The 13,489-nt window shown below is 55.3% G+C and carries 14 protein-coding genes and 1 pseudogene; 8 read left to right on the forward strand and 7 right to left on the reverse strand.

What is annotated here, in order from left to right; translation table 11 throughout:
* Positions 1-211 precede the first annotated feature (211 nt).
* Positions 212-673, forward strand: coding sequence for a hypothetical protein (locus tag TRM7615_RS08585; protein WP_108786516.1), 462 nt, complete (start codon positions 212-214; stop codon positions 671-673).
* Positions 674-737: 64 nt separating this feature from the next.
* Here TRM7615_RS08585 and TRM7615_RS08590 read toward each other — a convergent pair whose 3' ends face one another.
* From TRM7615_RS08590 to TRM7615_RS08625, 7 genes and pseudogenes are all read right to left on the reverse strand, one after another.
* The gene (locus TRM7615_RS08590; protein WP_108786517.1) at positions 738-1,079 is read right to left on the reverse strand and encodes a hypothetical protein; all 342 of its coding nucleotides are present in this window, start codon (positions 1,077-1,079) and stop codon (positions 738-740) included.
* Complete coding sequence (locus TRM7615_RS08595; protein WP_181893004.1) at positions 1,070-1,591, reverse strand: hypothetical protein; 522 nt, start codon at positions 1,589-1,591, stop codon at positions 1,070-1,072. The genes TRM7615_RS08590 and TRM7615_RS08595 overlap by 10 nt, the downstream gene beginning before the upstream one ends.
* Positions 1,592-1,619: 28 nt before the next feature.
* Positions 1,620-2,390, reverse strand: a complete 771-nt coding sequence (locus tag TRM7615_RS08600) for a hypothetical protein (protein WP_108786518.1) — start codon at positions 2,388-2,390, stop codon at positions 1,620-1,622.
* Positions 2,391-2,465: 75 nt separating this feature from the next.
* Positions 2,466-2,981, reverse strand: a complete 516-nt coding sequence (locus TRM7615_RS08605; protein ID WP_108786519.1) for a DUF805 domain-containing protein — start codon at positions 2,979-2,981, stop codon at positions 2,466-2,468.
* A gap of 562 nt (positions 2,982-3,543) precedes the next feature.
* A complete protein-coding gene (locus tag TRM7615_RS08610) occupies positions 3,544-4,374 on the reverse strand; it encodes a neuromedin U (protein ID WP_108786520.1) in 831 nt (276 codons plus the stop codon).
* A 45-nt stretch (positions 4,375-4,419) separates the two neighbouring features.
* Positions 4,420-5,871: pseudogene (locus tag TRM7615_RS08620) on the reverse strand (DUF1254 domain-containing protein).
* Between the two features lie 26 nt (positions 5,872-5,897).
* Complete coding sequence (locus TRM7615_RS08625) at positions 5,898-7,346, reverse strand: DUF1254 domain-containing protein (protein ID WP_108787251.1); 1,449 nt, start codon at positions 7,344-7,346, stop codon at positions 5,898-5,900.
* Between the two features lie 891 nt (positions 7,347-8,237).
* On the opposite strand from TRM7615_RS08625, the gene TRM7615_RS08630 reads away from it, so the two are divergent.
* The 7 genes from TRM7615_RS08630 (at position 8,238) to TRM7615_RS08665 (ending at position 13,369) form a co-directional block, all read left to right on the forward strand.
* The gene (locus TRM7615_RS08630; RefSeq protein ID WP_108786523.1) at positions 8,238-8,702 is read left to right on the forward strand and encodes a hypothetical protein; all 465 of its coding nucleotides are present in this window, start codon (positions 8,238-8,240) and stop codon (positions 8,700-8,702) included.
* Between the two features lie 3 nt (positions 8,703-8,705).
* Positions 8,706-9,563: a TerB family tellurite resistance protein gene (locus TRM7615_RS08635; protein WP_108786524.1), complete on the forward strand. Its 858-nt coding sequence runs from the start codon at positions 8,706-8,708 to the stop codon at positions 9,561-9,563.
* A gap of 304 nt (positions 9,564-9,867) precedes the next feature.
* A complete protein-coding gene (locus tag TRM7615_RS08645; RefSeq protein ID WP_108786526.1) occupies positions 9,868-10,065 on the forward strand; it encodes a hypothetical protein in 198 nt (65 codons plus the stop codon).
* Positions 10,066-10,101: 36 nt separating this feature from the next.
* Positions 10,102-11,409 (forward strand): DUF6538 domain-containing protein, encoded by a 1,308-nt coding sequence (locus TRM7615_RS08650; RefSeq protein WP_108786529.1) that lies wholly within the window; start codon positions 10,102-10,104, stop codon positions 11,407-11,409.
* Positions 11,406-11,585, forward strand: coding sequence for a hypothetical protein (locus TRM7615_RS08655; protein ID WP_108786531.1), 180 nt, complete (start codon positions 11,406-11,408; stop codon positions 11,583-11,585). The genes TRM7615_RS08650 and TRM7615_RS08655 overlap by 4 nt, the downstream gene beginning before the upstream one ends.
* A gap of 461 nt (positions 11,586-12,046) precedes the next feature.
* The gene (locus TRM7615_RS08660) at positions 12,047-12,493 is read left to right on the forward strand and encodes an AAA family ATPase (RefSeq protein WP_108786533.1); all 447 of its coding nucleotides are present in this window, start codon (positions 12,047-12,049) and stop codon (positions 12,491-12,493) included.
* An 18-nt stretch (positions 12,494-12,511) separates the two neighbouring features.
* A complete protein-coding gene (locus tag TRM7615_RS08665) occupies positions 12,512-13,369 on the forward strand; it encodes a C-terminal helicase domain-containing protein (RefSeq protein WP_125133661.1) in 858 nt (285 codons plus the stop codon).
* The last annotated feature ends 120 nt before the right edge of the window (positions 13,370-13,489 follow it).

Below are 13,489 nucleotides of genomic sequence, written 5' to 3' on the forward strand. Positions count from 1 at the left end.
AAAGAGTGCATAGCATCCAGGTGAATGGCCGTTGTCCGAAGTCGCTGGCAAGCGGCGTTTCTGCATACGCATTAGGCAGCGAAGAGCCCTTCTCAGACCTTGATTGCGTGCGCAGCATTCAAAACGTTTGGCTAGGACTCTCGGCTGGATTCGACGACGAAGAAAAAGGATGTTTAAGGTTGTCAGACCATTTCGCACAATGGAGAATCAAATGCGTCGATCAATCCTAACGCTGCTAATGGCAATGGGGATATTAGGCGGCCCCGCGTCGTCCCAACCGCTTTTGGAAGAGTCCGAGGCCTTCAATCCCTACAGCGAGACGGCGATGGCAATTACCGGCCCAGTGATCTTGTCCACCAATCGAATGGTTTTCGAAACCGGCAGATTTCTTGATCTCGAAGTTCATGACCCTCGCGCTGCCGGCAGTTGGGGCGCGTCAGGTGATGTGCCTGTTGCTCAGGTATTCCGTGTTTCAGGGGATGTCGGAACCTTGCGGCGGGGAAACACGCTTTGTGGCGACCAGCCAATAACCTATATGGCAGCCTGGGACGAGGAAGGCTCCGGTTTCAACTATCTAGGCATCGCAATGTTCACAGGGATAGGCGCGCCTACAAGCATTGCCGACCAGACGATGTGCGCGACCTATTTCTTCTCGATGAATGTTGGGGACTAGTTCAGAAGTTGCCCCAGCATATTCGACCGGGCGGGCCATTCATCGCCTAGTGCAAGCATGTGGTTCAGCGGTAGTGAATGCTGAACAATGAGAAGCTGTTGGTCTGGGTGATTACAAGCGCTCCCGTTTCCGCCATTAGGCTTGTCATTGCTGCACTTCCCGTCGGACAGGCCACAAGATCTGCCGCATCGTCGAGAAATTCGACCGTAAACGCCGTTTCGCCCACAAGTTGGCATTCGTCTACATCGCTTCTGTAACCGCGGACGAAGTTCAGTTCCGGGTCAGGTTCGCTGATCGCGACTTCCGAGGTGGTTTCGACGCATCCCGTCACGGCCAGCACCAAAGCGCAGGCGCCGATGCAAGGCATAACCTTTTCGACGAAGCGCTCGATAAACTCTACTCCCACACTGCACCCGTGCTGCGCCAGACTTTTTCTTCTGCATCCCAAACACTGGCCACGACGCAGGGCGTTGGGTTGATACCGTCACATTGCGAGCCATGCACATCCGCCAAAAGCACGCGGAACGGGCCGATGTTCGCCGTGTCCCATCCCTGATTGAGAAGCGAGAACACACGATCCTCGATCAGGAAGTGAGACATGCAACCTCCTGTGCCGCAATAGAGCGACACAGCGGTGGAGCAGGCGAACCCGGACTCGTTCAGAACCCAGTCACGATGGATGTCGCCGTCAAGATCGACCCGGCGCATGGCTCCAAATTCAAGGGCGAACTGTCCGTTCTCGAAATCCGAACATGCCTGCCGTGCGACCTCGACTTTTTCCAGCAACTGAAAAGGCAGTTCGGACAAATCTTGCGCGTTTGCCGAAGCAGTGCATAGAGCCGCAAACACGGCATAAAGAGCGACCGTCCATCGTCGAGCAGCAACCCGTTTGCCCGTTCCGGCTAGCTGGTGTCCCATCTCCGTCTCTCCAGCCTTCAGATGTGTTTCAATTACATTGTTCGTAGGTGTAATCGCCGAATTCGATCCAGTTCCGCCCCTCATCGCTGAAGACAAGGAACTCTGACCGGTCTTCGCCCAATAGCGCGACCTCGAAGCCCGCTGGTGGTTGGGAGTTTCCGAAGAAACTGTATGAGGTCATCGCGCGTACGGTCTCGCCATTGACGGTCACGATGGCATCCCACTGGTCACCTGGTTGACCAACCATCGCGTATTCGATGACCCTCTGAACGGCACCACCTCCACAATAGACAATACCTTCGGGTGCCTCCATGGTTTGAGAGACAGACGCGCCAGAATTGCAGGCCGCTCGCAGCGATTTGATAGCCGCGGATGATCCTTTGAGTGTGAAGATACCGTACGTGATATCCTGCTCGACCATCGAAAGGTTCAGAACTGCGTTTTGCGCGATCTGATCCAAAACGAAATCATAGTCGTCTTGCTCGAAGAAACGGACTTCGACCGGATAGTTGTCGACAATCGAGATATCCGCATTCGCCGACCCCGCCTGGAATGCGCCAACCTCGGTCGAGCCATCCTTCATGAAGCGGAATGACAGGCCTTGCTTGGCAACGATGTCCTGTGCGTCTTCATAACCCGCTGGCGCGAAACGGACCCGGTCGCATTGCAACTCCAGCGTCATATTGTCCGTCTGGATGAAGGCGTTGGCATTGGACGGCCCGCTAAAATTCCATTCAGCCGAAGCAGGGGATGACATCAATATTGAGAGGACCGTGCCGGCGATCAGATGTTTTTTCATAGGTAACCTTCTTATTCGTTTAGTAGCGTTTCGTTAGGCCGCTGAAAAAAATCCTGACGAAGTCACAATGTCGTTTTAGACCGCAGGTGGGCCGTAGTCATTCGCACCTTCCTCTGACGGTCGGCTTAGCCACCAGATCATCAGTACTGAGAGTATGAGTTGAACAACCCCAACAACCATCAAGCCGGTGGTGCCGAGAAGGGCCGCTGGGCCTCTTAACGCATCAGGGTCGTCCGCACCTTGCTCGAGAACTGAGAACACGGCGACGCCGCTGAAAACCATAAACATGGTTGCAATGCTGAGCGCTGCGGGCAAAAGCAGGTACCAGCCTGGTCTTCCAGTATCGTGCAAACGACGCCATCCGGCGGCCAGCATGGGTATGACAACTGCAAGTTGGAAAATTGGTGTGATGACTTGGTTACTCTCTCCAGTTTCAGGGTTCATGCCGAACAGAGAGGCGTCGACAATTGCCAAGGCAATGCTGACGATGACGACAAACAACACAAACCACCAGTACTCGGACCGCAACGCGCGCCCCGAAAAAACGAAGTATTTTGCAAGGCATGTCTTTATCGCGTCAACGAAACCCATCTTTTTGTTCTACCCGAATACGTTGACGAGTACTTTCTGACACAACGCGACATCTTTCAAGCCTTAGTCAACCTACTCAGTCGCTGCACCTGCAACAGGCTGCTTCGTCCCGCAGTGTGTGAATTCGACCGTTGATCTTCGCTGCGGCTTGCATGAACGACCGGTTTTCCCGCTGCGTGGCGGCATCGGATTTTACGCTTATGCGGCATTTTTCGCGCTGCGAGCGCACGCAGCACAAAATACGAATTTACAAGTAGGGCTCTGAGCGGTCGTAGCGGGCCCGGTAGTCCAACGACCGCTTTAAACAACCGAATGTCCGGGCATCGGGACACGCCGCTGAAAGCGTTGAATTTTCTGTGTTTCAGGAATGGCTGCTTACGGAGCGCAGTCCAAGCTTACCCCGCTGCGCCGCCGCAAGTCCGCTCTGAGCCCAGAGCGGAAGATGAACCTCCCGCCTCTATGAAAGGTGTACTAATCCGTAATTTCGGTTTTGGGGTCGCGTTGTGCAAACCCAGACGCCTCGAGTGGAATCCCTTTAGACTGTCACTTACTGACTTGATGCTCATCCCTTGGGAAACAACAGTTGAACAGTGAACCCGACCTGCCATTCCGGTGCAGAGGATGGGCGCTCGACATTATAGTAAGCCTCGGCGCGCAGGTTGACAGGTTGGCTGCCCCATTTCGTTATCTTTCCAACCCCACCACCTACCGGCAGCAGCAACCGATCACCTGATGGGGCTTCCCAATTATAGGTAATGACCATGTCGCTAATTAAATACCAGCCATTGTCCAGATTGTAGTTGATAAACGGTTCCACGAGCGTCTGGTTGACGTCCTGGCGAGAACTATCGCCCGCGAACGACCATAGGTGTCGGACTAACCCACCATATGTACCCCAACCAGGCTGGTTCAGAGCCACAGCGGATAATCCACCACTCCACTTACCGCTGCCCAGTCTTTCATCCGTGGCCGTGTCGGCAGTGATCGACGGGCCAAGCCCCCAGATCCATCCGTTCACGGGTTTCACAGGGCTGAAGAAAAGCGTGTAATTTATGTCTCCTAACCCGGTTGCTCTGCCCGTCTGAGAAGGATCTCCGATGCCTGGATTTCCGGGTAACCCGGCAACACCGCCAGGCGCGTCATAAAGAGGAACGATAAAACGGGACACCAAGTTCCAATCCCCAACCGTTACCGGGAAAACCGGGTTGATGCTCAGCACGTTGGCGTCGCCGTTGGATGCGCCGTTATCGAACGAGAATTTAAAAGGAACGCTGATCAAAGAACTGATCGGGTTCTGAACAGCAGAACCCAGTTCGGATTGAGCATTAGACGAACTGGCCCAACCTAGCGTGATTGCAAGCGAGCAAATCGTCATTCTGATTGCGTATTTCATTTGTTTGTCCTTTGCGAATCTAGGCGGTTCGTGGCCGGTCACGGTTCAGTTTCCTGCTTTCTCGATGTCCGGCAGCACCCAAGTCTGATCGAGGAAGGCCTGCTCCGGCGAATACAGGCGGAAATAGGGGAACCATGCACGCCCGGGTTCGGTCGGGATCCAGTTCTGCCGCGCATCACCCTGCGGCTCAGTCGGCCCCATTTAGATGTCGACCGAGCCGTCGTCGTAGTAAGCCAGATCCATTCGCGAGGACCGATCGGCAATCTCATGTGCGTTCTGGATCAACGTCCGCGTGCTAACCTCGTAGAGCGTTATCGACCAGAAGGCCTCGGCCGGGGCGTCCGCGGGCACCCGCAGGACATAGTCGGTACCACCATCCAGCCAGTCACCATCTGCGTCCTTGTAGGCAGCGAGATAAACCTGGCCTTTTCCGGTCTTCTGGCCGTGCATCGCGGGATCATTGGTGACCGCCTCGTAGAACCAGGCGGCCCGACCGTCCAGCTCGTCGTAGAACTCCCGCCGCTGATCCGGGGGCGAGACGGTGGCAAACTCCCAGTTGGACCCGTCGCGATAATGGGCGTCTTCGATCCTTGGATTGAAGAAGTCGTTGGCCTTAGCCATCGCTTCGCCTACGATCGCCGCTTCCAAAAGGAGGCGCTGCTGGCGCCAGTCAGGCTTGAACGGCTTGCCTTTCTCGATGCCCAGCGGCTTGAGCATGGCCATGATGAAGCGGTCGCGCTCATGCACCGGTTCGCGCTGGATGGTGTCGTTGAGGAGCTCCCAGTACTCCATTCCCAGCGGCGCCGCGGCCATCCATGGCCGGCCGTCGGGGGTGATCACATCGAGCGTTTTGGGAGTGTCGCGCTCGGACCAGGGATAGACCTCGATCTGATCCAGAAGCGCCATGCGCGCGTCGCGATCCTCCGGCATCAGGCGGATGCCGAGCAGCATGCCGTTGGTGGGCGAGACGTGGACGTCGTATCCCTTGGCCTCGGGCGGCTCCTGGCCCGGACCGACGAAGAGGTACTTTCCGGGCTCGGCGATACGGGTGATCCCGATCTGCCACATGTCGTGGGCCGCCCCGCGCACGGCCCCATCGGGTCCCGGCATCTCCAGAACCCAGGGACCTTCGGCGAGGTCGATAAAGGGCAGGACGTAGGGCGTTGTCGCGTTGTAGGTCAGCCCGCCGATCTTGTCGGCATAAGTCTCCAGGAACACGATCTGGCCGTTCTCGGCGCCCAGTTCCTCCTCGTGGGACAGGCGCCACCGCGCCATGCTGACCATCGGGATCGACCAGATATAGGCCTGCGTCGCCCGTTGGAAATCCATCTCGTCGAACAGGAGTTGCCGCGTCTGGTCGGTCGGGTAGCCATCTTCGAAGGAATGGGTGAAGCCCAGTTCTCCGATCCGCGTCTCGATGGTTTCCTGTGCGGTTGCCGAAAACGGCAACGCCGCCAGGAGAGAAACCGCAGCTGCCGCACCAAAGAGGATTCTCATCGTCTTAATCACTTTATCTCCACCAATCAGTTCAGTTTCTCGAAATCGCCGGGCCGCCAGCTCTGGTCGAAGAAGGCCTCGCCGGGACTGTAAAGCCGCATAAGCGTGAACCAGCCTTTCTCTGGAACCGTTCGCAGGAAGTTCACTTCAGGTGCGCCGTCGGGCAGTTCAGGACCAAAATATAGATCGACCGATCCGTCGTCGTTGTACTTAAGGTCGTCATTTGAGCCGATCGAGGGATAGGGCTGCCCGTTCTGCAGGCCCGAGGCGGTTTCCGCGTCATACAGTGTGATAGACCAGAAATTCTCGGCGGGTACGTCTGCTGGCAGATGTAGGCGGTAGGACGCACCGCCGGAAAGGTAGTTTCCGTCGGCATCCTTGTAGGCGAAGGGATACTTGGAACCCTTTCCAACCATGTTCAGCACCATCGCTTCGCTGATCGAATAGCCTATGATGAACATACCGACCTGCGCATCGACATTGCGGAACGTGGTTTCATTGAAACTGACGTCTTCGACGTTCAGAACATTGTGCCAGTTCCGGTCCTCATAGTATTTCGTGTTCGGCAGCTTGTCGCCAAAGCGCAACGCGTGGGCCATCTTCATACCCACCTCGGCGCCGGCGCTGAGGATCTTCTGCATCCGTTCATCGGGCGCAAAGGGCTCACCCTTGACGATGCCAAGCGAGGCCATGAGCCCGCGCATAGCCATGTCCTCAGGCCCGACGAATTCATTCTCCACGAACTCTGCAAGCCCCTCGAAATAGCTGTAGTCCTTCGTGTAGAGCATGTCAGCCGGTCGTCCCGACCCGTTCGGGAACTCCATTTTCGGCGGATTGTCTTTCTTGCTCAATGGATAAATCCTGGTCTTCTCCATCAGCGCAACTGCTTCGTCCGTGCTGCGGTTCTCACCAAGGAAGGCCCGCCAGAAGACGAAGACATTGTAGGTATCCGAGGTGAAGGTGTAATAGCCTTCGGGCACTTCACCTTCATAGTCTGGCGGCAGGATAAGGTAGTTCCCGCCCTCACCCTGGTCGGGACCAACAAAGCCAACGTCCGTCAGCGGACGATGCCAGAAATCATCCAGAATACCCTGCAGTTTAGGCGGCACTTCTATAACGGTTGGGCCGTCCTTTTGCAGGTCCAGATAACCCATTCCGTAAACTAGGTCAGAATTTGGCGTGCTGACGCGGGTTTCGGCGGACAAACGGTCCTTCCAGATCGGAAAGACGTTGGAGCCTTCACCGAACTCGGCCTCGGAGCCTTTCTTCATTGCCAAAAGCGTCATCGCCGGGAGCGACCAGAGCACAACCTGCGTCGCGCGGTGAAACTGCATCTCGTCGTAGAGCACCTCGACTGACTCTTCCGTCGGGTATTTCTCGGGGAATGGCATGCTGCGGAGTTGGGTCCAGTGTTCGGGCTCAGCAAGCGATGCGGCAGGCAACAGTGCTAGAGCTGCGATGATTAGCGTTCTCATAAAAAGTTGCTCCTTCGAGATGATCCTGACGATGTGTAACATGAAGAACCGAGTCCAGTTTTGACGCAGATCAAGCGTCAAACGACTGGCGGCTTCGTCCCGCAACTCGGTCATAGACCCTCCCGATTTCGCTGCGCTCACAACGAATGGCCGCTTTTCTCGCTGCTTTGCAGCGCCTAGCCGAGGCGTTCAACTTGCTGCATGATCGAAGGTTGGGATTTCGATCCGGCTGCTTTGGGCTCAAGGCAATCATCCGAGTCTTTTGGTCAGGTGACTGCATAGAAGGGGAAAGCGGACTTCGAGTTTTGAAAACCTTTAATTTGTACCACACGGAATTTTGCCTATCCATGCGGTCTAACTCCTAAATGGCCTATTGTTCGACCCGCCCCCTCACAGTTTCAATGAAACCCGATAACACAATTTCTATTTTGATGTGTAGGTAGGAAAAATGGTGGGAATAGTATACTTAGATTGTATTTTTATGTAATAAAATCAACATATTAAAAAGGAGGTTTGGCTGGGGTGGTAGGAATTCCAGCACGATGATCCCTTTCTTCGACTTCCCATACCAGAGAGCCAAAGTGGGGCATTCCTGGGGGCCTTTCTATGGTGGGACACCCTTGGGCTAGGCCTTCCGGAAGGGGTGCTGTAGGGGCCACAGAGAGGGCCTCTTGGTGGAGTCTCTGGGGAGGTAGTTCTGGTCAGAGGGACCCTATCGGGGAATAGGTACTAGTAATGATAGCAGGGATCAGAGTGAGAGGGGGGGGGGAGGAACCCCGGTGGTTGAGTACTCTGTCTCCTGCTCTCCGATCAATGTGATCCAAGTCAATACAGGGCTGAACACGTGGGCCTATTCTCTGAATTATTTGGCACAGAAAACCTGAGGCGAGCATGGATGAGCGAATTGATAAGAAGAATCTCACATTGGAAGAGGCATTAGAAAGAATCCAAACAGCACCCCCGTTGCGAAAGGTCAAAGCATTTCTTGATCAGACAGACTTGTCAGCTGACCTTAAAGCCCTCCTTTACGATGTAGCGAAGATTACTGTGAAGGTAGGTGAGGTCATTGTTGCGGTAGGAAGAAGAGTTCTGCAAATCGCTATGACCCTTGTTCATAAGTTTCCGCACTCAACCCTAGGCCTAATTGTTGCGACAATCCTCTCGACTATACTGTCTGTAATCACAGCGGGTGCAGGACCCACAGTTCTTGGGATTGTGGTTGCATTTCAAAAACTCATGTATCTCCTGGGTATTGGAGCGGGAGTTGTCGAGGATATTCGCCAAAACGCGATGAAGGAAGCAATGGACCGCGTTGCCGTGGAATTCGGGGTTCTGGGACCAACGATACAGGAATGAACAGTGTCTTTTATTGAAAGTCAGATTGAAAACTTCGACGATGTCGAATGTGTCGTCGCCAACTCAGAGAAGTTCAAGGCGCGTATCGGCGCAGGCGCAGGCGCATTCAGCTCTCTTAAGGTAGCCGACCTACTAGGCGAGCTGTGGAATGTCGGTAGTGCCGCCAGAGATGGGGCTGCCATCGCGGGTTCAGGTGTTGTGGCAACCACTTTTTTTCCCGCTTCAGGTTTAGCCACCTTCTTTGGCTTGGGAGCGGCAGCAACGCCCATAGGTTGGGTAGTAGGAGCAGGCGCAGCTGCTGGCGGTCTCTTCTATGGAGTGAACCGTCTTTTCCGCACTTACTACGGAAGTCGCGTCGACGAGATACCGCGCTTCCTGAACACTCCAATTGATGTTCTCGGGGCTTCATTCATGGACCTGGTCGGCAGTTTGGCCGTGAAAGTGGCGTCCATTGATGGGCACATCCACGAACGCGAGCGTCTAGTCATTGCTGATTACTTTGTCGAAGAGTGGGGCTTCGACCCCATCTACACAAGCATCGCCCTAGACCTGCTGGAAGAGACGACCGAAGAACAGCGGATCATTGATATGGCTGCGACGCTCGCTGAATTCGCTAGAACGAACCCGGACTGTGACTTTTCCAAAATCCAGAAGGGGCTAAGTGCGCTGCTGACGGAAATCGCGGAAGCGGACGGTAAGCTAGACGAACGGGAAGAGATGGCAATCGAACGCATAGTTGCCGCTCTGGACCAAGAGAATTCGACCTACAGTGCAATCAAGCGAGCTGCGAATGTACCCATAGCTAGTATCACTTCAGCGACGGTATGGGTGCGAGGGAAATTGGGCGGAGGAAACAACTAACCCGTCGCGCATCTGAAAAATCGAGCAATCCCAGGCATCTATACAAAAGAAACTCTCATGGAGATGTATAGATGTTTGCAACCTACACGCTGCTTATGGCGACTGGGGTCGGCTTCCGGCTGGCCTTGGCCTGGGGTCTGCGGAGGCGCTACGACCTTCGGCTGACCATACAAGAGGTCCTTGCTGTGGTCCTTCTGGTGCTGGCTGGACTGCCTGACTGGCTCCAACCAATCCCGTTCCCCTTGCCCTTCAGCTTCACGCTCGGGGCTGTCCTGCCTGACCTCCTGATGAGGAGGGTCTAAGTATGGCTTATCTCGATCTCAGGGAAGGCGACATTGTCGTCATTCGTGCCGGGGAAGACTGGCCCGAGCACCTGTTCCGCGTTGATGAGGTCTACGAAGACCTTGTCACCGGATACTCGATCACAGGCCCCCTCAAGAACGAATACGGAGAGCCAGATTTCGATCTGATCCTGCGCGTCCATTCTAGGGCCGCTAACTGACTCACCCCCAACAATCCAACATGAAAGGAACAGACCATGTCGTCTGCCCGAATTCGCTATGCCTATCTAAAGGGTCAGACTTGGCTCTACAGGCGGAACTACCCCAAGGAGGTCGCTGCACTCCTCGGACAACAGGCCCTGAAGCAGTCACTGAAGACCAGTGATGCCAAGGTCGCCCGACAGAGGGCTGCTGAGGTGAATGTCCGCTACGAGGAGACCGTGGATCAAGTGCTCTCAGGGGCTCTGTCTCTGCCACAGAGAGACGCGGTCTCGGACGCTTCCTCCTCGGAATGGGCCACCCCATCGGAACTCGCCCTTGCTCGTCTCCGGGCCACTCTGGAGCACTCTGAGCCTGTTCGGTACGATCAGGTGATCCAGCCCAAGGTGACGGTCCAGGAGGCGGCCAGACGCTACCTCATCCAGCGCCAGTCGGAGCTTCGGCCCGGTGGGTTCAAGTCGGTCCGCTACTCCATCGAACTGTTCTGGTCCAAGTACGGGAACAGGAAGCTGGTGGACCTGACGCGGGAGGATGGGCGGGAGTTCCTGTCCCTGATTGCCCAGCTCAGCCCCACCATCGGCAAGTCACAGAAGACACAGGGCATGTCTCTGGATGCTTCGGTGGTTTGGTCATCTCAGAGCAAGGCCAGGATCACGGGTCGGACCCAGCGGCGTATCTGGTCTCAGGTCTGTCACTGGCTGGACTGGTGTGTCTACCAGGGCGACCTTGAGGCTAACCCGTTCTCCTCCGTGCGGTTCGAGGCCAAGGTTCGGCACCAGCCCTACGCTGTGCCTTCTGACAAGGAGGTAAAGCACCTTTGGGAGCTGGCTGATGCTGTCATTGGCAATGTCCTGTCGATCTGCCTCTTGTCAGGCATGAGAGCCGGGGAGGCTGCGGGCCTGCTCAGGGAGGATCTGGTGATCAAGGGCAACCTCGGTGGCTTCTTCCTTGTTCGCCCGAACCAGCTTCGCTTACTCAAGACCGACGCAGCAGAACGTCAGGTTCCTGTTCATCCAGCCCTTGACCCGGTTATGGCAAAGCTGCCCAGCGCTGGACCCCTGTTCCCTGACCTGAAGGTGAATGATATCACCAAGCGTTTCGCCAAGCTCAGGCAGTCGCTGGGCATCGACAGGCAAGGTTTGGTGTTCCACTCCACCCGCAAGTGGTTCATCACCCAGTGTGAGCGGACAGGCGTTCCGGAGCACTTCACCGCCAGCATCGTTGGCCACAAGTCAGCCCGGTCTGAGAACGGGATCACCTACAGCATATACTCTGCCGGTATCTCGGACGAACAGAAGCGGTCGATCGTCGATCAGATCAGATTGCCAGCGGGGTGTTCGCCATGAGCCGGATACCCGACATTGATGCCTTCGAGGAAAGGGCCGCTATCGCAGAGTACGATGGCGGCCTTTCTCGTTCTGAGGCGGAGAACTTGGCTGCAAGGGCTCAAGGCTTCGCTGGTGCCGATGCCTACTGGCAGTGGCTGGCGGATTATGTGGTGGACCGACGAATGCCGAACTAACACTTTCCCTCGGCGGCCAGTCGGTCGCCGGGGGTATAGACAGTACTTCGTCCGAGGTCTTCCGAGGCCTCGGGCGCGGTAACAAAATAGTTTCAGCATTTTTTCACCAATTACTTGCATCCAATCTGAGAATGCCTATGTGACAGTCGCCCCGAAGCATGGAGGAAGTAAGGAGATTTCCTTTGAGTTCCGAGGGTGAGAGACCAGCCCGCCTCTCAAGCCGTTTTGTGCTATCGCCAGTGGTTCAAGCCCCGATTACCGAGGCAAACTACGTTGCGGGTACGTGAGAAGGAATCTCACTTATGAATAAATAGATCCTTACAAGGAAGAGTTTGCACTCTTCGCTTATTCCATCTGCCTTTCCTTGGACTAGGAAACGCAACTCGATCTCTATCGATGAATTTTGGACTGTTGCGCCCGATTTTCGGAGCAATTGCAGCAGTATTGCAAGGACATAAACCATGAATAAACTTAACAATGAACAGCTAAATGTGGCGCGGGCAATTGCAGGTATGCAAGGCGGTGATCGACTTGTGGTGTCAGGGCGCGCCGGATCTGGGAAGACCTATGCTGTCACCAAGGCCGTAACAGGCAGAAAGGCGCTCTTTCTTACCCCGACCCACCCGGCCAAAGCCGTTTTGGAGCGAGAGCTTATCGGCACCTCCCACAAGGTCACGACAATTCACAGCGCCATCGGATGGTACAAATTCAAGGATCAGAACCTTGAGGACATCGAAGGCTACGTACCTGCCCATGTCGCCCTTTCGAGAATGGCTTCGGGTGAGGTGAAATCAGGTTCATTTGGTGACGTGGACATCATCATTGTAGATGAGTTCTCGATGGTGAATAAATTCCTCTTCGACGCAATCGAAGACTATGCCACGGAGTTCAATTTGCCCGTCGTTTAAAGCGGTGATCGCTTCCAGTTGCCGCCGGTTCAAGGCCGCGAAGTTATCACCGAGCAGGGCTTCGGCACCATCACGCTTAACCATAGCATGAGGTTCTCCGAAGACAGCGACATTTTCCAGTTTGGCGAGATGCTTCGTGATTCTACCGAGAACCGTCCAGATGAAGAACTGCCCTGTCTGTTCGGTGGTAGCGGAGTGCAGGTTGTCGCGGGCAACGTGTGGATGCGCGATCTGACTAAAGGTTACGCGAACGGAAACGATCTTCTTGCGGTGACCTCCGACAACACAGCACTTCGCAGGCTGAGGAAGAAGGTCCGTCAAGTTGATCATGACAAACTATGCCCGGGAGACGTTGTCATGAGCAAGCAGACTGATGACAAGTTCCGCAATGGAGAACAGTTGACGGTTCGTCACGTTGAGCGTCACACCCGCGTTCTGCCGGATGTACCGGGTTGCGTCAGTCGAACTCGCAGTCTCACGGTCGTTGGTGACACACTACATTTCGCTGAGACGGACAAGACTGCCTTCATTCTCGATAAGGAGAAGGATGCTGGTAAACTGAGTTCGCGGATGATGAGCCTTCATCGGAAGGGCAAGCTTAGCTATGACGATGCACATCGGATTCTCGTCTGGATAGATGAGATCAATCGCTTCGAGTTGGCCGCACTTGCGACTGTGCATAAGAGCCAGGGGCGTTCCGTGGATACGATCTACATCGATACCGGGACGGTACTCCGAAAGCCTCACTGGTTGTCGCCGGTGAATCATAAGCGCCTGCTTTACACAGCGGTAACCCGTCCCAGAAAGAATGCGGTTTTCTACCAGATGCCGACCTATTGCGAAGTAACGGCACCTGACGACCTGATCGCTGCATAAGCCACCCAACCACCTACCCCCCGTCTGGATCCTCCCCACGAGGCTATCCAGGCGGGGTTTCCTCCCTTTTTTTGTCTGACCATGCCTGACAGACCTCCACCACCGGGGTTCCTCCCCCGC

It is taken from the genome of Falsiruegeria mediterranea M17 (assembly GCF_900302455.1).
Taxonomy (GTDB): domain Bacteria; phylum Pseudomonadota; class Alphaproteobacteria; order Rhodobacterales; family Rhodobacteraceae; genus Falsiruegeria; species Falsiruegeria mediterranea.